Source organism: Rufibacter ruber, from assembly GCF_001647275.1.
Classification (GTDB): domain Bacteria; phylum Bacteroidota; class Bacteroidia; order Cytophagales; family Hymenobacteraceae; genus Nibribacter; species Nibribacter ruber_C.
The window spans coordinates 126,858-145,104 of the sequence record NZ_LRMM01000005.1; the positions used below are offsets into that span (position 1 = coordinate 126,858).

Annotated in this window: 14 protein-coding genes and 2 pseudogenes; 13 read left to right on the forward strand and 3 right to left on the reverse strand. The window is 54.0% G+C overall.

Annotated features, from left to right (window positions below):
* Positions 1–326: 326 nt before the first annotated feature.
* From A8O25_RS03650 to A8O25_RS03660, 3 genes are all read left to right on the forward strand, one after another.
* Positions 327–941 (forward strand): TetR/AcrR family transcriptional regulator, encoded by a 615-nt coding sequence (locus A8O25_RS03650; RefSeq protein WP_066830954.1) that lies wholly within the window; start codon positions 327–329, stop codon positions 939–941.
* Positions 942–1,050: 109 nt separating this feature from the next.
* The gene (locus A8O25_RS03655; RefSeq protein ID WP_066830956.1) at positions 1,051–2,547 is read left to right on the forward strand and encodes a sensor histidine kinase; all 1,497 of its coding nucleotides are present in this window, start codon (positions 1,051–1,053) and stop codon (positions 2,545–2,547) included.
* A gap of 77 nt (positions 2,548–2,624) precedes the next feature.
* A complete protein-coding gene (locus A8O25_RS03660) occupies positions 2,625–3,038 on the forward strand; it encodes a response regulator (RefSeq protein WP_338152724.1) in 414 nt (137 codons plus the stop codon).
* A 179-nt stretch (positions 3,039–3,217) separates the two neighbouring features.
* Here A8O25_RS03660 and A8O25_RS03665 read toward each other — a convergent pair whose 3' ends face one another.
* On the reverse strand, positions 3,218–3,820 hold the full coding sequence (locus A8O25_RS03665; protein ID WP_066830960.1) for a ribonuclease HII: 603 nt from the start codon (positions 3,818–3,820) through the stop codon (positions 3,218–3,220).
* A gap of 171 nt (positions 3,821–3,991) precedes the next feature.
* On the opposite strand from A8O25_RS03665, the gene A8O25_RS03670 reads away from it, so the two are divergent.
* The 5 genes and pseudogenes from A8O25_RS03670 (at position 3,992) to A8O25_RS03700 (ending at position 10,576) form a co-directional block, all read left to right on the forward strand.
* A complete protein-coding gene (locus A8O25_RS03670; RefSeq protein WP_066830962.1) occupies positions 3,992–4,300 on the forward strand; it encodes a DUF485 domain-containing protein in 309 nt (102 codons plus the stop codon).
* Positions 4,301–4,336: 36 nt separating this feature from the next.
* Complete coding sequence (locus A8O25_RS03675; protein ID WP_066830964.1) at positions 4,337–5,914, forward strand: sodium:solute symporter family transporter; 1,578 nt, start codon at positions 4,337–4,339, stop codon at positions 5,912–5,914.
* Between the two features lie 1,268 nt (positions 5,915–7,182).
* Positions 7,183–9,081: an acetate--CoA ligase gene (gene acs / locus A8O25_RS03685; RefSeq protein ID WP_066830966.1), complete on the forward strand. Its 1,899-nt coding sequence runs from the start codon at positions 7,183–7,185 to the stop codon at positions 9,079–9,081.
* Positions 9,082–9,695: 614 nt separating this feature from the next.
* Positions 9,696–10,249 (forward strand): annotated as a pseudogene (locus tag A8O25_RS03695) (FMN-binding negative transcriptional regulator).
* A 60-nt stretch (positions 10,250–10,309) separates the two neighbouring features.
* Entirely contained in the window at positions 10,310–10,576 is a 267-nt protein-coding gene (locus tag A8O25_RS03700; protein ID WP_066830970.1) for a GNAT family N-acetyltransferase, read from the forward strand.
* 346 nt (positions 10,577–10,922) lie between these two features.
* On the opposite strand, the gene A8O25_RS03705 is transcribed toward A8O25_RS03700, so the two are convergent.
* Entirely contained in the window at positions 10,923–11,228 is a 306-nt protein-coding gene (locus A8O25_RS03705; RefSeq protein WP_066830972.1) for a LysM peptidoglycan-binding domain-containing protein, read from the reverse strand.
* A gap of 185 nt (positions 11,229–11,413) precedes the next feature.
* On the opposite strand from A8O25_RS03705, the gene A8O25_RS03710 reads away from it, so the two are divergent.
* From A8O25_RS03710 to A8O25_RS03725, 4 genes are all read left to right on the forward strand, one after another.
* Positions 11,414–11,839, forward strand: coding sequence for a lipocalin family protein (locus A8O25_RS03710; RefSeq protein ID WP_066830974.1), 426 nt, complete (start codon positions 11,414–11,416; stop codon positions 11,837–11,839).
* A 363-nt stretch (positions 11,840–12,202) separates the two neighbouring features.
* A complete protein-coding gene (locus A8O25_RS03715) occupies positions 12,203–12,985 on the forward strand; it encodes a hypothetical protein (RefSeq protein WP_066830976.1) in 783 nt (260 codons plus the stop codon).
* 9 nt (positions 12,986–12,994) lie between these two features.
* Positions 12,995–13,861 carry a UbiA family prenyltransferase gene (locus A8O25_RS03720; protein ID WP_066830978.1) on the forward strand — a complete coding sequence of 289 codons (867 nt, stop codon included), beginning with the start codon at positions 12,995–12,997 and terminating at the stop codon, positions 13,859–13,861.
* Between the two features lie 65 nt (positions 13,862–13,926).
* The gene (locus A8O25_RS03725) at positions 13,927–14,547 is read left to right on the forward strand and encodes a hypothetical protein (protein ID WP_153042570.1); all 621 of its coding nucleotides are present in this window, start codon (positions 13,927–13,929) and stop codon (positions 14,545–14,547) included.
* Between the two features lie 134 nt (positions 14,548–14,681).
* Here the strand turns inward: A8O25_RS03725 and rho are convergent, their stop codons facing one another.
* The gene (gene rho / locus A8O25_RS03730; protein WP_066830982.1) at positions 14,682–16,616 is read right to left on the reverse strand and encodes a transcription termination factor Rho; all 1,935 of its coding nucleotides are present in this window, start codon (positions 16,614–16,616) and stop codon (positions 14,682–14,684) included.
* 280 nt (positions 16,617–16,896) lie between these two features.
* Here rho and serS point away from each other — a divergent pair.
* Positions 16,897–18,172: pseudogene (serS, locus tag A8O25_RS03735) on the forward strand (serine--tRNA ligase).
* Positions 18,173–18,247 lie beyond the last annotated feature (75 nt).

Here is an 18,247-nt window from a genome sequence, read left to right on the forward strand (position 1 = left end):
TTGCACTTATTCTTTATTCCTCCAATAAACTTCTGCTTTAAATGCAAATCTGCAGGCGCGCCGCCTTGTTGTCCGGTAGCTTCTTTTTGGCGGTTTTACTCCCTTTTTTGGCAGCAGCAGTTTCTGTGTCCTTTAAAAAAAACGCTCAGCCCCTTCTTTCTTCTGACGGTGCAAAGGTTTGTTCTAAAAATCTAAAACCCTCCATTCCAAGGCTTCGTATCACATTTTATTGGTACAATTCTGCCAGCCTAGGCTCCAGAATGGCCGGTTGGAGAGGAGATTGAAGTCTTCTGGAACAGAGTTGTTGCGTTAGTACTTGGTTGGATATGAGTTTTAGGGATACCATTTTACACGAGGCTTTGGTGATTTTTGAGCAGAAAGGTATTGAGGATATCTCTACTGAAACTCTTCTGGAATTACTGGATATCTCCCGGGGCACTTTGAACGAGATTGCCGGCTCTAAAAAAGAACTGGTGCAGGAATGCATAAGCCACTCCATCAGAGTCAGGCAGAAGGTGGCAGAGCAGATTATCTCTGAGGCAGACCACTCGCTAGAGGCCTTGCTGCAGGTGCTGCAGCTGTGCCTTGAAGAGGTGTATTCTTTCAACCACGCGTTTGTCTATGACCTGCAGGTGTATTACCCCCAGTCATGGGCCCGGCTGCAGCTGCTCATGCGCCTGCTTACCCGCAACTACTTACGGCCGCTCATTCAGCAGAGCAAAGACCAGGGGTACCTGCAGCAAGACGTAGACGCAGAGCTGGCGGCCCGCATGTTCCTGAACCACATGTACGGGTTGTTGAACCCCAGGCTTTTCCCGGCCTTCGCCTTTGACTACCAGGAGCTATTCAAAACCATGATTTTAAACTATATAAAAGGGTGCGCCACCCCTCAGGGGCAGGCACATATTGACGTATTTCCGCTCAAAGCAATGGCCGTGTAGGTTTGCTTAAAATTGATACTTTTGTACAGCCGGTTGACCAGAAGGTGAACGCGGCTGTTTCTGTGTATACCAAAGCGGTGGCTCACCCCACCTCCATAGCCCCTTATACATGAATCTTTCAACCAAGCTCTTTGCAGGCTTTGTTCTCATCTCCTTCATTTTCACAGCGGTGGCCATTGTCAACTACCGGCTCTCTGAAGATGTGATTGCCAACTCAGACTTTGTATCTGACTCCCAGAACATTACCCGTACCTCAGCCTCCCTGCAACGGAGCCTCATTGACATGGAGACCGGTCTGCGGGGGTATCTGCTCACCGGTAAAAAATCATTTCTGGAGCCCTACAACGTGGCCGCTGAACTTCTGCCCAGCCAGTTTTCGCTCCTCAAAGAATATGAGAAAGACCACCCAGAGCAGCTCAGGCGGGTAGAGGAGATAGAGGAACTGCACAAGCAGTGGCGGTATGATTTTGCCGAACCCCTCATTGAGGAAAAAGAGAGAGCCATGGCAGACACGCTCGCCAGCATTGAGGGCATCAGCAACCTGAAGCACGGCTACCTGGTGGTCAATGAAGAAGGCAAGCGCCTCACAGACCGCATGCGTATCTACTTCAAAGCCTTTAACACCATTGAGTTTGAGCGCCGGGCCGTGCGCAAGAACCGTCTGGATGAAAGTATAGCCGACACCCGCTACGTCTCCACCTCCCTCACCATTCTCTCAGTGCTGCTGGGCATGGGCTGGGCCTACTACATCACCCGCCTCATCACCCGCCGAATCATGAAAATGGTGAACCTGGCAGACAAGATTTCGCATGGCGAATACAAAACCCAGATTGAAGACAACGAGCACGATGAACTGACCCGCCTGTCTGACTCCCTGAACCGCATGGCGGCCACTATTGACAAAACCTTCACCGAGCTGGGCAGCAAGAACAAGGAACTGGACCAGTTTGCCTACGTGGTGTCACATGACCTGAAGGCCCCGCTGCGCGGAATTGAGAACGCCTCCCGGTGGGTAGAGGAAGACATGGGCAAAGAACTGCCGGGCCACATCCAGGAATACCTCATGATGATGCGCATACGGGTGCACCGCATGGAGAACCTCATCAACGGCATTCTGGCGCTGGCCCGCGTGGGCAAGTCTAACCTGCAGGAAGAGAATGTTGACGTGCAGGCGCTATTATATGAACTGGTAGACATGCTCAACCCGCCGGCCGGTTTCCAGTTCCATATTCCCAGCCGGCTCCCCACGCTCAGGGCGGCCAAGGTAGAGCTGCAGCAGGTGTTCTCCAACCTCATGAGCAACGCCATCAAGTACCACCACGGCCCTGAAGGCAACATTACCATTCTGCACCGGGAGCTGGACGAGGTGCATGAATTCTCAGTGATGGATGACGGCCCGGGCATTGAGCCAGAGTACCATGACAGAATATTTGTGCTTTTCCAAACCCTGCAGGAGCGGGATGCCGTAGAAAGTACGGGGGTGGGCCTGGCTATTGTCAAAAAGATCATTGAACGACGCGGCGGCCAGATACGGGTAGAGTCTAAACTGGGCGAAGGCTCAGTCTTTACCTTCACCTGGCCCAAATTTAAATTGACCGACAGCTAAGAAGTCCCTATTTTTGAACCTTATTTAGTATCATTAAATAATAGATGATGAGTGATTCTCAACCTAGTATTTTGTTAGTGGAAGACGATTACCTTGACGCCATGAGTGTTGAAAGGGAGTTAAGAAAAATCAAAGTAATGGTCCCGCTGCACAAAGCTAAGAACGGTCGCGAGGCCTTGGCCATGCTGCGGGGTGAGCCCGGCATACCTAAGCTGAACCCGCTGCCCACTATTATTCTGCTGGACATTAACATGCCCAAAATGAACGGGATAGAGTTTCTGGAAGAGATTCGCAGAGACCCTTTCCTGGCGCACCTGAACGTGTTTATCATGACCACTTCCAGTGAAGACTCAGACCGCCATGCGGCCCAGAGCCTGAGAGTGAGCGGGTATATTGTAAAGCCGTTAACGTTTGACACCTTTAATGACGGCGCCTCCAGCCTGGACAGCTTTAGCCTGTTCTTAGACCTTTTGAAACTGAAACCCCAATAGCAGACCAACTACCTGCTACACCAGAAGGGCCAGCTTGTTCTCAAGCTGGCCCTTCTGGTTTTAGGCGGCGGTGCACCCGTGTTTTTGGCTTGTTTTCCCAAAACAGCTTAAAAACAGGAAATTGCCGGTATTTGACACGGTTGCCCCTGTTCCGCCGCCGGCGGAACGCCATCATTCTCTTAGCCCCACGCCAGCTCCAGTTGCTCTGGCAGCAGCCTGAACGTGAGCCGGTGGTGCACGCAGGTACCGTAACCGGCAATGGCGCTTCGGTGGTGTTTGGTGGGGTACCCGGCGTTTCTTTCCCAACCGTACTGCGGGAACTCCTGCGCCAGCCGGCACATCAGCTCATCCCTATGGGTTTTGGCCAGTACAGACGCGGCCGCAATGCTGTAAAACCGGCCATCCCCTTTAACCATGCACGCGTGCGGCACGGCCTTGTAGGCTTTGAAACGGTTGCCGTCTACCAATAGATACTCGGGCTCTGCCTGCAGCTGGTCCAGCGCCCGGTGCATAGCCAGAAAAGAGGCGTTTAAGATATTGATCTGGTCTATCTCTTTGGGGCTCACCTCAGCCACGGCCCAGTGTACGGCTTCCCGGCACACCTCTTCGCGCAGCAGGTCCCGCTGTTTGGCGGTAAGTTGTTTAGAGTCATTGAGCAGCGGGTGAAAGTAATCTGGCGGCAGAATCACCGCCGACGCCACCACCGGCCCCGCCAGGCAGCCGCGGCCCGCCTCATCCAGCCCGGCTTCTAAGGTTTTCCCACTGTGGTTAGAGAGCAACATGGTAGAATTTTATCAATTTATCTTCAAAACAGGCTTCTAAGGTAAAAAATTCTCTTTAAGTGTGCTTTCCCTGATATAAAATCTTATATTCAAATTAATTAATATGGGAAAGCCTGCCGTGTGGGCAAATTCCCGGTTAGCAGTACTTTGTTCCACCCTATCATCAAAAAAATGAGTGACCTTTCTACCCCCCCGCATGAAATTCTGGAAAGCAGCGCTTTCAAAAAGTTAGTGAAGCAGCGCTGGTCGGTTTCCCTGGTACTCACCTTTGCCATGCTGCTGGTGTATTTCGGGTTTCTGCTGGTGGTGGCTTTCAACAAAGAGCTGCTGGCAAAAAAAATTGGGGCGTATGCCACCCTGGCCATTCCCGTAGGGCTGGGCATCATTCTGTTCGCCTGGGTTCTGACGGGCATCTATGTCTTCTGGGCCAACAGCAAATATGACTCCTCTGTTGAGGAATTAAAGAAGAAGATCTCCTAAGCACCTCTCACCTACCCATCACCTACCTACTAACAAATGCAACTTTCTCTCCTTCTGCAGGCGTTACCCGCCCCTGCCGCCTCTACGCTAGGCACCGCCAACCCGGTGTCTATTGGCATGTTCTTTCTTTTTGTAGCGGTCACCTTGTACATCACGTACTGGGCGGCCAAGAAAACCAAAACCGGCTCAGAGTTCTACGCCGCCGGCAGAAACATCTCAGGTTTCCAGAACGGCCTGGCCCTGGCGGGCGACTATATGAGTGCGGCTTCCTTTCTGGGGATTGCCGGCATGGTGGCCACCAAAGGGTATGACGGTTTGATCTACTCCATCGGGTTTCTGGTGGGCTGGCCGCTCATCATGTTCCTGATTGCCGAACCACTCAGAAACCTGGGCAAATACACCTTTGCAGATGTGGTGGCCTACCGGCTGCGGCAGCGGCCCATCCGGATTGTATCTTCCGTGGGTTCTCTCCTCACCATTGCGTTTTACCTGATTGCCCAGATGGTGGGCGCCGGCGGCCTGATCAAGACCTTGTTCGGGCTGGAATATGAGATTGCGGTGTTGGTGGTAGGCTGCGTGATGACCCTGTATGTGCTGTTTGGCGGTATGATTGCCACCACCTGGGTGCAGATTATCAAAGCGGTGCTGCTGTTGAGCGGGGCTACGGTTTTGGTGCTGCTGTCGCTTTCCAAATTCGGCTTTAGCCCAGGCAATCTGCTGGAGTCTGTGAGCACCAATTACGGACAGGAGATGTTGGCCCCGGGCGGCTATATCACTAATCCGTTTGACGCGCTTTCTCTGGGGCTGGCACTGATGCTGGGTACCGCCGGCCTGCCCCATATTCTCATGCGCTTCTATACCGTGCCAGACGCCAAAGCCGCCCGCAAATCAGTGTTTGTAGCCACCGGGTTCATTGGGTATTTCTATCTGCTCACCTTCCTGATAGGGTTCTCTGCCATGGCGCTGGTGGGCAAACCCGCCATTGAGGGCATTGACAAAGGCGGCAACATGGCCGCCCTCCTGTTGGCAGAGCAGACCGGCGGAACCGCTTTCTTAGGATTTATTGCCGCCGTGGCCTTCGCCACTATTCTGGCCGTGGTGGCGGGGTTGACGCTTTCAGGGGCCTCCAGCATTTCGCATGACCTGTACGTGCACGTGTTCAAGAACGGCGTTTCTAACGAGCAAGGCGAAATGAAAGTAGCCAAGCGCGCCACCATTGCCCTGGGCATTCTTTCTATTGTCCTGGGCCTTGTCTTTAAAGGGCAGAACGTAGCCTTTATGGTGGGTCTGGCTTTTTCTATTGCGGCCAGTGCCAATTTCCCGGCGTTGCTCATGTCTATCATCTGGAAACGTTTCACCACCAAGGGCGCCGTCTGGAGCATTGCCACCGGCGCGGTGCTGTCACTGGTCCTGATTGTGCTCAGCCCCACCATCATGGTTGACATCATGGGGTATGACGAAGCCATTTTCCCACTTAAAAACCCAGCCCTGGTGTCCATGTCGGGGGCCTTTCTGATGGGCATTGTGGTTTCCCTCCTAAAGCCCGAGCCCACTGCCGCCGCCAAATTTGAGTCAGAGAAACTCAGAACGTATTTAGGAGTAGGCGCCGAGTAGCGGCCTCTTTCTGTTTTGGGGCTGTTTTTCAAAAAACAGCCCCAAAACAGAAAGTTCTCCTGGTTCACAGCCAACGGTACTGCGGGCAGGCGCTCTAGAACCCTTCCCGGGAGGGAGTAATAAAGGGAGTCTTGAGTCTTGAGTTCTGAGTCTTGAGTCTTGAGTCTTGAGTTCTTCCTTTTTTCTTTAGGCACTTCAGTACGAAAGAAGCAGCAATGCCTGGTCTCGCAGCCTCGCCGCGGGGGCAGTCAGAGACCGCTCGTCATCAGTAGGCACGAGTCTGGGGACCCGCGCCAGCGCGGGAGTATCAGCTGGCGTTAGAAGCCACGGGAGTAACTTCCGCGCCATAGGGGGCGAAGAAGTGTGAGGCTGGCCCAGATCGCAGACCTGAACCAGGTCACCAGCAACTCCCAAACAGTTATCTACTAATATAAGACCAGCAAAAGAAAATAAGAGCTGCAAGCCTGCGCCAGCGGGAGTTCAAGAATTTCAGCACGGGTAAACCAACACTGCGCATTGTCGCTGCCCGGCAGCGAGGGCAGTCAGAGACTACCCATCATCACCAGGCACGAGTCTGGAGACTCGCGCCAGCAGCTACAGCAGCCCCTATCAATTTGCCACTAACAGTCTGCCACAGACATTCCACCACCCATGCCCCTGGCTGATGTGCGCAGCACGGGCTCGCCACAGGCTAGCGGATCAGCAACGGTTACCTACTGAAGCAGACAGAGCAAGTAAGGAAGTATCAGGAGAGGAACCCAAACCAGTCCTGGCGGTGAGCGCCTCTGTTACTACGGTGCCGCTTCAGCGGCAAGGCCGGAGGGCCTAGTTTTAACAGCAGTGCTCACCGCCAGGACGGGGCCCCGCGGCCGTGAGCGCTTAGCAGAAGCTATGGAAAGGGCTGAGGTTTCGCACCGGAGCAAACGCAAAAGCCAGGGGAACAGCAGACTAAGCATTGCCACTGCAGCAGCAGCAGCGCCACAGCCAAGGGCACTACAGACTACGCATTCCGTCGTCAACCGTCACCGCCAGGGGAACAGCCCCCCTTCATACAAACAGGCAAGCCAAACCAAAAGAACGGCCACAAACGTATTCCTTACAGAAAGCACCAGAAGCACCTGCATTCCTAAAAACCAAACCACTAGTTTCTGCTTATTTTCTAAAAAACAGCCCAAAAACAAAAACAGGCAGCAGGCTGTGGCTTTCTTTTCTTGCCACTTTTGCAAGAAACCCTATCTTTAAGCCCTCAAACCACCAATCTAACAAACATGGAGTACCGCTTAAACTCTCTTGAAGAATACCAAGAAGCTTATAAACAAAGTGTAGAGCACCCAGAGGAATTCTGGGCCGGTATCGCTGATAACTTTATCTGGCGTAAGAAATGGGACAAGGTGCTGGACTGGAACTTTGAAGAACCCAACGTGAAATGGTTTGTGAACGGCAAACTCAACATCACCGAGAACTGCCTGGACCGCCACCTGGAGAAGCGCGGCAACAAGCTGGCCCTCATCTGGGAACCTAACGACCCCAAAGAACGCTACATACGCTTCACCTACCGTGAGCTGCATGAGAAAGTGTGCCTGATGGCCAACATTCTCAAGCGTAACGGCGTGCAGAAAGGCGACCGCGTGTGCATCTACATGCCCATGATTCCAGAGCTGGCGTTTGCCGTGCTGGCCTGCGCCCGCATTGGTGCGGTACACTCTGTTATTTTTGCCGGTTTCTCGCACACGGCCATGGCCGACAGAATCAACGACGCCCAGGCCAAAGTGGTATTGACCTCAGACGGGCTCAACCGCGGCTCCAAGCAGATTCCGGTAAAACGGGTGGTAGACGAAGCCGTAGCCGATTGCCCCAGCGTAGAGAGGGTAATTGTGGTGGAGCGTCTGGGCTGGGCCGTGAACATGGTAGAAGGCCGTGATGTCTGGTACCATGAAGAACTGGAGCACGTTGATAAAAACTGCCCCGCCGAGGAAATGGACGCTGAAGACCTGCTCTTCATTCTCTATACCTCCGGCTCCACCGGCAAACCCAAAGGCGTGGTGCACACCTGCGGCGGCTACATGGTCTACACAGACTATACCTTTAGAAACGTATTCCAGTACAATGAGAGCGACGTCTACTGGTGCACCGCAGACGTGGGCTGGATCACCGGCCACTCCTACCTGCTGTACGGGCCACTGCTCTCCGGAGCCACCACGTTAATGTTTGAAGGCGTGCCCACGTTCCCAGACCCGGGCCGTTTCTGGCAGGTGATTGACAAGTTTGGCGTGAATATCTTCTACACCGCCCCCACCGCCATCCGGTCACTGATGGGCGCGGGGCTGGACCACGTGCTTTCCTATAGCCTGGACTCTTTAAAGGTGCTGGGGTCAGTGGGGGAACCCATCAACGAGGAAGCCTGGCACTGGTACCACATTCACGTGGGCAAAGAGCGCTGCCCGGTGGTAGACACCTGGTGGCAAACCGAAACCGGCGGCATCATGCTAAGCTCCCTGGCGGGCATCACGCCTATGAAACCCAGCCACGCCGGCTTCGCGCTGCCCGGCATACAGCCCCTTTTGGTAGACCAGGAAGGCAAGGAAATCACAGAAAACGAAGTAGAGGGCTACCTGTGCATGAAATTCCCGTGGCCCGGCATCATCAGGACCACCTACGGCGACCACGAACGCTGCCGCCAAAGCTACTTCAGCAACTACAAAGGCCTCTATTTCACCGGCGACGGGGCCAAGCGCGACAAAGACGGCCTCTGGCGCATCATTGGCCGCGTAGATGATGTGATCAACGTTTCTGGCCACCGCTTCGGCACCGCCGAAATTGAGAATGCCATTAACCAGAACCGCCACATTGTAGAAAGCGCCGTGGTAGGTTACCCGCATGACGTGAAAGGCCAGGGCATTTACGCGTTTGTGGTCTGCGGTGACGAGGCCCCCGCCAACCCTGAGAACCTGAGGGCCGAGGTCATTGAGACCGTGGTAGACCAGATTGGCAAGATTGCCAAGCCAGACAAAATCCAGATTGTGAGCGGCCTGCCTAAGACCCGTTCAGGCAAAATCATGCGCCGCATTCTGCGCAAAGTAGCCGAAGGGGACACGTCTAACCTGGGTGACACCAGCACCCTGCTGGACCCGCCGGTGGTAGATGAAATCATTCAAGGAGCCCTGTAGGCCACTTCTTTCCCCGCCTAAGCAGTAGCTTTTAAATTTCTGTTTTCGGCCTGTTTTTCTCAAAACTGGCCGAAAACAGAAATTTTCATTATGACGGCATTTTAAACTTTTGAATTGGCAAGACCAGCAAGGTAAAGTTCTGAAGCTCATTCGCGTTTTTCCCTTTTTCTATGGCTAGGAATCGTGCCTGACCCGGGCATGGCGCCAGCGTGCGCTTGTGCGTCTGTTTTAGGGCTACTTTCCCAAAAACAGCCCGGAAACAGAAACTCACTTCCCCTATAGGCACAAGCGCACGTTTGCGCCATTGTCTGAAAAAAACGTGAAACAGCTTCTCTGTGAGAGTGAGTATTTTCTTGTACCGCTTCGCAGCGCCACAAAGGCGGCAAGAACCAGAAGGCAGGCTTTGGGTATGGGCTTTTGCAGCACAAAGAAAGTGTTAAGCAGCGCTTTTTCTACAGCCGGCCCTCTTCCTTCAGAAGCGGCACAAGTTTCAGAAACTGATCTTCTGTGCCGTCCCTTTCCAACACCTTGTTCCCACCAGAACCTTCATTTTTGTATTTATGTACCTTCCGCCGCACTACCAATTAAAAGACCAGGCAAAGCAGCTGGCATTCATGGAGGCCTATCCGTTTGCCACGCTCATCAGCCAGCAAGACAACCGGCCAGTAGCCACCCATCTTCCGTTTACCGTAGACGAAAGGGAAGGTCAGGTGCTCCTGCACTCCCATCTGGCCCGGGCAATCTGCAATGGACCCAAATGATGGGCCAGGAGGTGCTGGTTATTTTCCAGGAGCCGCACGCTTATATTTCACCTTCCCTATATAACAAGACCCTGAACGTGCCCACCTGGAACTACGTGGCGGTGCATGTATATGGCAATGTCCAATTAATTGAAGACCCTGCAACAGTATTCCCTCTCCTGGAGAAAATGATCCAGGCGTATGAACCAGCTTACCAGCAACAGTGGGCGCAGCTGCCGCAGCACTACAAAGAAGCCATGGCGCGGGGCATAGTGGCGTTTGAGGTGAGGGCCACTCAGGTCCAGGGCAAGGAGAAACTGAGCCAGAACAAATCACTGGAAGAACGACAGCGCATTGCAGAACACCTGAAGCAAAGCGCAGAGAGTCCGGCCGTTGCCATTTCCCAATTCATGGAGTCAACCTTTTAAACCCAAACGGGGTATTGTAAGCGGCTGCTACACGGGCAGCTGTTCTTAAAAACCAGCACTATGTCTTTAGAAATTCAGCACGATACCAGCGCCCAACAGTTTACCGCCTACCTGGGGAAAGAGGAAATTGGAGAGTTGGCGTACGCGCTTCCAGAAGAAGCAGCTATTGATTTTCAGCACACCTTCATTGAGCAGGAGTACCGCGGCAAAGGCTACGCCGATCAACTCATCAAACACGGGCTGGAGTATGCCCAAGAAAAAGGGCTTAACGTAATCGCCACCTGCCAGGCCGTCGCCAGCTACCTGGAGCGGCACCCGCAGGCCTAATATATTTTCCGTTTTTGCTGTTTTGGCCAAAACAGCCCAAAAACGGAAACGTGTGGCACTTAGGCACGCTTACGTATTCAATTTGTACGCTTAATTAGCCAGAGCAGTGATTTAACCAGGCAAAGGTGAGCCTCATGTGGCGCTCCCAAAGCCACGGAAGCACGAAAAACGGTACCTGCCATGAATATGGGCAGGCAAAAAGCCACGCTTCAACCGGCTCTGCTACTTTTCTGCCACTCCATTCCATCGCGCCAGCGTATAGGTTTGGGAGAGCCCTAAAACGAAAAAAAGCCTTGGCTTCTTCTGGCCAAGACTCTTTTCTCTACAAACAAACCTAATAAAATTCTTAGCCTCTGGGAATGATCAGCTTCTGCCCTGGTTGAATCAGGTTAGGGTCTTTGATCTGGTCCAGGTTGGCCTGGTGTATCTTGTGCCACTGCTGGGCATCTCCGTAAAAACTCTTCGCAATCTTAGAAAGAGAGTCGCCGCTTTTAACGGTGTACGTGTCTTGGGCGGCGGCGGCGGGTTGCGCTGCGGCTGCCGGCTGGGCGGGATTGCTCTTAAAAAAGTCGTTATTGGCAGCGGGCGTTGAGGCAGGCTTCTGTACCGGTTTCTCTTCGCCCTTGTTTTTCAGAAAATCAAATAGTCCCATAGTCGTATTTTGGATTAAAACCGTTCACACGGTGTGTAGTGAGCTGGTATACAAGATAGTTCTTACGCACACTTTTGGGTTAGGTTTATTTTTATTCAGAGATAACTGCCGCCAGAAACCCACGTATTAAAGGCAGGTTTTCAGCAAAAGAAGACCGTATTTCTACTGAACTTAACCATACAACTATGAAAAAGAGAAATGTTTTGCCTTTTCAGGGATTGTTCACCTGGCTGGTGGTGCTCTGCCTCAGCGTGGCCACCATCAGCTGCGGCGGCAAAGACAAGGAGGGCGGCAACACCAAAATGATCTCCGGTGACAACAGCAAAACCTGGAAAGCCAATAAAGAGACCAACTCGGCCGGCGACAAGGAGAAGCTTTCCAGCCAGGAGAAAAAGGAGCAGGTACAGTTCTTCGCCAACGGGAGTTTTAACCAGACGTCCAGCACTGAGACGGCCAGCGGCACCTGGACGTATGACGCCTCTACCAAGACCCTGAGCCTCACCTACGCCAACAACAACGTTAGCCAGAACTTCAACGTGACTGAACTGACAGAAGATGAAATGACCCTGCAGGGCCCAGACGGCTCAACCCTGGAATTAGAAGCTGAATAAGCTGCTTTCAGATATACCTGAGCCCGCTTTGCCCTGGCAGAGCGGGTATTTTTTTAGACAGCAAAGAGCTGAACAGCCAGACCTCCTCCTGTTTTGGGCCTGTTTTCAGAAAAACAGCCCCAAAACAGGAAACAATTGCTTTTCTTTCTGCTAATAGCCAAGGCCTCTCAAAGCTTGCTTCCCTTTGGGTTTTGCAGGCGAAAACGGGGAGCGAAAGCTTCTTCTACAGCATTTTGACCAGCATAGCAGCGCAACAGTGCCAGGCAACCGCTTTGCCCGGTTCTTTTTGAGGCCCGTTTGCAGCGCGAAAGACAACTATCAACCTACTCTCAGGCTACTTTCACCTTACCTTAAACAACCAGTATGCGGCACCGGTGGCAGCTTTTTGAACTGGAAGACCAGACGTGGTTTCCGCACGTGGTGCGGCAGGGCATGATGGATGTGCTGCGGTTCCTGATTACCGGCCTGGGGATTTACAAACCCGTTGTTCCGCTCCTGCGGAAAGCGTTACGGCACCAAAACCAGAACCATCTGGTAGACCTCTGCTCTGGGGCGGGCGGCGGCATTCTGCAGGTGTGGCAGGAGTTGGAACGTACTTCAGGCCAGCGGCACACCATCACCCTCACAGACAAGTTCCCCAACGTAGAAGCATACCGGTATTTGGCCGCCCAGTCAGGCCAGGCACTCACCTACACCCCAGACGCTGTAGACGCCACAGCGGTGCCCGAGCACCTGGAGGGGTTTAGAACGGTCTTCTCAGCGTTTCATCATTTCTCACCGGCCACGGCCCAGGCCATCTTAGCAGATGCCGTGCGGCAGAACCAGGGCATAGGCATTTTTGAAGGCGCCGGGAAAAAGTGGTATGAACTGCTGCTGGTGTGGCTGGTGTTCCCGTGGCTTATCCTGCTCATCACGCCGTTTATCAGGCCGTTCAAATGGAGCAGGCTGTTTTTCACGTACCTGCTCCCCCTGATTCCGCTGGGTACGGTCTGGGACGGTACGGTGTCCTTGTTCAGAATGTACACGCCCCAGCACCTGCAGCAGATGGTAAACCAGTTGAACGCCCCCCATTACACCTGGCAGATTGGGCGCGCCCGGCACTGGAGCGGAACGGGGGTGTTGTACTTAATAGGTTTTCCTTCGTAAACTGCCGGTATGACGTCTTCTCTCACCAACGCGCTGCGGTTGCTCAGAATCCCGTTTTCACTGTTCCTGATGCCCATCTACTGGTTCGCATTGAGCGCGGCCCCGCAGGTGGAGCCTTGGCGCGCCGCCGCGGTGTTCCTGACCCTGCACCTGCTGGTCTACCCGGCCAGCAACGGGTACAACTCGTATTATGACCGGGACGAAGGCAGCATTGGCGGGCTTAAACATCCGCCGCAGGTAACAGAGGCGCTGTACTGGCTGGTGCTGGCGTTTGATGGGCTGGCGGTGGTGCTGTCTGCGCTGCTGTCACTGCCGTTTGCCGGCATGGTGGCGCTGTACCTGCTCATCTCCAAGGCCTACAGTTACAAAGGCATACGATTGAAAAAGTACCCGTTGCTGAGTACTCTGGTGGTGGTGCTTTTCCAGGGAGGGTTTACCTTTGCCATGGTACAGGTAGGCAGCGGTGTAGAGCCTGGCACTATCTTATCTGGCCCCAATCTGCTGCTGGCGCTGGTGAGCACCCTGTTTCTGTGCGGCTCCTACCCGCTCACGCAGGTCTACCAGCATGATGAGGACGCCAGGCGCGGTGACAGAACTCTCAGCCTGCAGTTAGGCCTCTGGGGCACCTTCCTGTTTGCAGGCGTTAGCCTGGCGGTAGCTGCCGGGCTGCTGCTCTACACCTACTGGCTGAGGAATGAGCTGTACCACGGGCTCTTTTTTCTGCTCTGCACGTTCCCGGTGGTGGTATTCTTCACCAGGTGGCTCTGGAAAGTAAAAAAAGACACGGCTGCCGCTGACTTTGACCATACCATGCGCATGAACAAGATTTCATCGCTGAGCATGAGCCTGGCCTTCATCCTGATGCTGGTGTGGTAGCATATTCTTAAAATAATTTAAGAACCAACCCTTCGTTACCGCGTAGTAGGGGGAAATCCCCTCGTATGAACACTTCCCGTTATTTGTATTTCCTGCTGCTGGCATGGGTCTGCGGCTGCCAGCCAGCCCATGAGAAGAACCCGCCGGAGGAAAACCAGCCGCCTACTACCGCCACGCTTCCGCCGTCCTCTAAAGAGAGCAAAGAGTTCCAGAAAATGCCTTTGCTGCACGTGGTGCAGAGAACGCATCAGTTCTCCAGCAAGGGGGAACCAGATTATTTCAGGCTCACGCTACGCGGAGATTCAGTGACCGCCGGGCAGGTAGAGTTTGTGATTACCACCAGAACCGGCCAGCAGATATACCAGGAGTTATTCTCAGCGGCAGACCTGGAGGCCAACATGGTGTATACCTTGAAACAGAACACACCACCAACCGCGGCAGAACGGGAAACCTATATTCTGAACCGGATGAATGAGTTTGTGCAGGATGCCAACTTTCTGACCCCGGCCATCTCCCAGGGCGCTACCCCAGACACGTCCCTGGTGAAGCTGTCTACGTGGCGGGAACTGCAGGCAAACAAAGGCACAATTGGGTTCAAGTACCTGTTGGGCAAAGAAGACGGCAGGCTACTGGTCTATGACCCTAAGCAGCAGAAAGCCATCAGGTACGGTAGCTTTGGCGGGTAGTGCTTCCCCTCCGTAAGGCTATACCTGTTTTAGGGCTGTTTTCTAAAAAGTAGCCCATAATCGGAAAGCATATAAAACAGAAAGCCCCGCCAGCAGGACTGGCGGGGCTTTCTGTTTTATGAACTCCCTATAAACTAGCTGTTCATGGAGATCAGGAACTCGTCATTGTCTTTGGTGCCTTTCATGCGATCTTTCAGGAACTCCATGGCTTCTACAGAATTCATGTCAGACATGAACTTGCGCAGGATCCAGACACGGCTGAGCTCGTCGCGGTCCATGAGCAGGTCTTCACGGCGGGTACCTGAGGCCGGTACGTCAATGGCTGGGTACACGCGCTTGTTGGCAAGTTTTCTATCCAGCTGAAGCTCCATGTTACCGGTTCCTTTGAACTCTTCAAAGATGACCTCATCCATTTTAGAGCCGGTTTCAATCAAGGCCGTGGCAATGATGGTCAAAGAACCGCCGTTCTCCACGTTTCGGGCCGCCCCAAAGAAGCGCTTAGGCTTGTGCAGGGCATTGGCGTCAACCCCACCAGATAGGATTTTACCGGATGACGGCACCACCGTGTTGTAAGCACGGGCCAAACGGGTAATAGAGTCCAGCAGAATCACCACATCATGCCCACACTCTACCATGCGCTTGGCTTTGTCTAACACAATGCTGGAGATTTTCACGTGGCGCTCAGCCTGCTCGTCAAAGGTAGAGGCAATGACCTCGGCTTTCACACTGCGGGCCATGTCGGTTACCTCCTCGGGGCGCTCATCAATCAAGAGAATCATGAGGTACACCTCGGGGTGGTTCTCTGTGATGGCGTTGGCAATCTCTTTCAGCAACACTGTTTTACCGGTTTTCGGCTGGGCCACAATCAAACCACGCTGTCCTTTCCCAATAGGGGCGAACAGGTCCATGATACGGGTAGAGTACTGGCTGGAGCGGGTGGTGAGTTTCAAACGCTCTTCGGGGAACAGCGGGGTCAGGTGCTGGAACGGGATACGGTCTCTGATTTCCTCAGTGGTACGGCCGTTTACTGAGTCTACTTTCAACAGCGCGAAGTACTTCTCCCCTTCTTTGGGTGCCCGCACCGTGCCTTTTACGGTATCACCGGTTTTTAACCCGAACAATTTGATCTGTGACGGAGACACATAAATATCATCTGGGCTGGCCAGGTAGTGGTAGTGCGCAGAACGCAGGAAGCCGTAACCGTCTTGCATCAGCTCCAGCACCCCCTCATTGGCAATCACGCCGTCAAACTCACGGTAGTTATTGTTGTTGTTGGCGTTTGTCTGCTGTGCCCGGTTCTGGCTGGGATTTTGGTTCTGGTCACGGCGGTTCTGCCAGTTGGGGTTGTTCTCGCGGTTGTTGCTATTGTTTTCCCGGGGCTCACGCGGCGTATTCTCGCGTGGTTCGCGCGGGGTGTTCTCCCGGGGTTCGCGGGCTGCGTTGGCATTCTCACGCGGCTGGTTTGGCTCCCGCTGCTCCCGCGGTTCACGGGTTGGCGTCTCGCGTTGCTGTGGCTCCCTTGGCACACGGCTCTCCCGGGGCTGGAACTCACGCGGCTGCATACGGCTTTCACGCGGCTCCCGGGTCTCAGGGCGGGCGCTCTCCCGGGCTTCTGGAAGGGCAGCGGCCGGGGTGGGCGCTGACTCGCGCGGCTGATTCTCTTCCCGCGGCGCTCTTGGCTCCCGCTGTATGCGCGGTCTCTCCTCGCGCGGGGCAGCGGCCGGGGTGCGCTCTGCACGGGCCGGGCGGGCGGTACGGGCCGGGCGCTCCGGTGCCGCAGCGGCTTCGGCTTTGGCCTCAAACAAGGAAAGGGGGGCTTCGGCCGCGGGTGCCTCTGCCACAGGCGCGGGCGCGGGAGCAGCCTCTGCGTCTGGTTGGGCTTCTGCCGCTGCTGGAGCTTTCTTATATTTTTTGGGGAGTTTGTCTTCAGGGGTGACGGCTTGCTGATCCAATATCTTGTAGATCAGGTCCTGCTTGCTGAGCTTCTTGAAGTTGGTCACGCCGAGGTTCTCAGCAATTTCTTTGAGCTCTGAAAGAAGAGAATCTTTCAACTCGTCAATGTTGTACATAAATAGAGACAATAATTAGCTATTCAGTTTATAAGCATAGCGGTTGCAGAACGCAACAGGCAGACAGATAAAACAGGAAAATGGTTTGAGTAAGAGTTTTTGAAGAACCAGAGTGGCGGTCGTTCTGAAAATGTAATGCAATGTTAGACAGCCTTGTTCTAATTTACAAGCAATACGAATCTTTTTATATAAATAGTTACACAAAATCCCAGAAAAAAGTGCCTATTGCCGTAGCCTATTTAAAATATTCTATTTTTGCGACAGAATAAACCCACACACCATGTTACAGGTACCCGTTTTACGTGAGCAGACTGACCTTGTGCTCAAAGGTCTGGAGAAAAGGAATTTCAAGAACGCCGCCCAGGAGATACAGGCCATCTTAGACCTGGACCAGAAGCGCCGCTCCCTGCAGACTGAACGGGATGAGCTGCTGGGCCGCGCCAACGCCCTGGCCAAAGAGATTGGCGGCCTCATGAAGAGCGGCCAGAAAGAGCAGGCTGAACAACTGAAATCTGAAACCGCAGACCTGAAACAGCGCACCAAGTCCCTGGACGAGGAGGTGCAGCAACTGGAGCATGACCTGCAGCAGGCGATCTATAAAATCCCCAACATTCCGCATGAGAGCGTACCCGCCGGCAAGTCTGCCGAAGACAACGAGGTGGTGCTGGAGCACGGCACCATTCCGGCGTTGCCTGAAAATGCCCAGCCGCATTGGGACCTGATCAAGCAGTATGACATCATTGACTTTGACCTGGGGGTAAAAACACCGGCGCCGTTTCCCGGTGTACAAAGGCCAGGGTGCCCGTCTGCAGCGCGCGCTCATCAACTTCTTCTTAGATGAGGCCCTCCAAGCCGGCTACGCCGAAGTGCAGCCCCCTATTGTGGTCAACGAGGCCTCTGGCTACGGCACCGGCCAGCTCCCTGACAAGGAAGGCCAGATGTACCACGCCACCGCCGACAACCTGTACCTGATCCCCACCGCCGAGGTGCCCATCACCAACCTCTACCGTGATGAGATCATTCCTGAGGGCGCGCTGCCCATCAAGAACGTAGGCTACACGCCGTGCTTCCGGAGAGAGGCCGGTTCCTGGGGAGCCGATGTGCGCGGCCTGAACCGCCTGCACCAGTTTGACAAGGTGGAGATTGTGCAGATCCAGAGCCCAGAGAAGTCATATGCAGCGTTGGAGGAGATGAGCCAGCACATACAGGGCCTGTTGCAGAAACTGGAGCTACCGTACCGCGTGCTGCGCCTCTGCGGCGGCGACATGGGCTTCACCTCTGCCCTCACCTATGACATGGAGGTCTACTCTGCGGCCCAGGGCCGATGGCTGGAAGTGAGCTCTGTCTCTAACTTTGAAACCTACCAGGCCAATAGACTGAAGCTGCGCCAGCGCACCGAAGGCGGCAAACCGCAGTTGCTGCACACCTTGAACGGCAGCGCCCTGGCGTTGCCCCGTATTGTGGCGGCCCTGCTAGAGAACAACCAGACCCCAGAGGGTATCAAGTTGCCGAAGGCACTGCACCGCTATACTGGCTTTGAGATGATCACCAGGTAGTGGCTCGTCTTTAAATTCACTCCATTAAAAAAAAGCCCGGGCGTGTGCTGTTTTTCAGAAAATTCAGACGCCAAA

Coding starts and splice junctions, on each gene's coding strand:
- A8O25_RS03720 (WP_066830978.1), top strand. CDS start 12,995: ATGACGTCTTCTCTCACCAACGCGCTGCGGTTGCTCAGAATCCCGTTT.
- A8O25_RS03675 (WP_066830964.1), top strand. CDS start 4,337: ATGCAACTTTCTCTCCTTCTGCAGGCGTTACCCGCCCCTGCCGCCTCT.
- A8O25_RS03650 (WP_066830954.1), top strand. CDS start 327: ATGAGTTTTAGGGATACCATTTTACACGAGGCTTTGGTGATTTTTGAG.
- A8O25_RS03655 (WP_066830956.1), top strand. CDS start 1,051: ATGAATCTTTCAACCAAGCTCTTTGCAGGCTTTGTTCTCATCTCCTTC.
- A8O25_RS03670 (WP_066830962.1), top strand. CDS start 3,992: ATGAGTGACCTTTCTACCCCCCCGCATGAAATTCTGGAAAGCAGCGCT.
- acs (WP_066830966.1), top strand. CDS start 7,183: ATGGAGTACCGCTTAAACTCTCTTGAAGAATACCAAGAAGCTTATAAA.
- A8O25_RS03725 (WP_153042570.1), top strand. CDS start 13,927: ATGAACACTTCCCGTTATTTGTATTTCCTGCTGCTGGCATGGGTCTGC.
- A8O25_RS03715 (WP_066830976.1), top strand. CDS start 12,203: ATGCGGCACCGGTGGCAGCTTTTTGAACTGGAAGACCAGACGTGGTTT.
- A8O25_RS03700 (WP_066830970.1), top strand. CDS start 10,310: ATGTCTTTAGAAATTCAGCACGATACCAGCGCCCAACAGTTTACCGCC.
- rho (WP_066830982.1), bottom strand. CDS start 16,616: ATGTACAACATTGACGAGTTGAAAGATTCTCTTCTTTCAGAGCTCAAA.
- A8O25_RS03710 (WP_066830974.1), top strand. CDS start 11,414: ATGAAAAAGAGAAATGTTTTGCCTTTTCAGGGATTGTTCACCTGGCTG.
- A8O25_RS03665 (WP_066830960.1), bottom strand. CDS start 3,820: ATGTTGCTCTCTAACCACAGTGGGAAAACCTTAGAAGCCGGGCTGGAT.
- A8O25_RS03705 (WP_066830972.1), bottom strand. CDS start 11,228: ATGGGACTATTTGATTTTCTGAAAAACAAGGGCGAAGAGAAACCGGTA.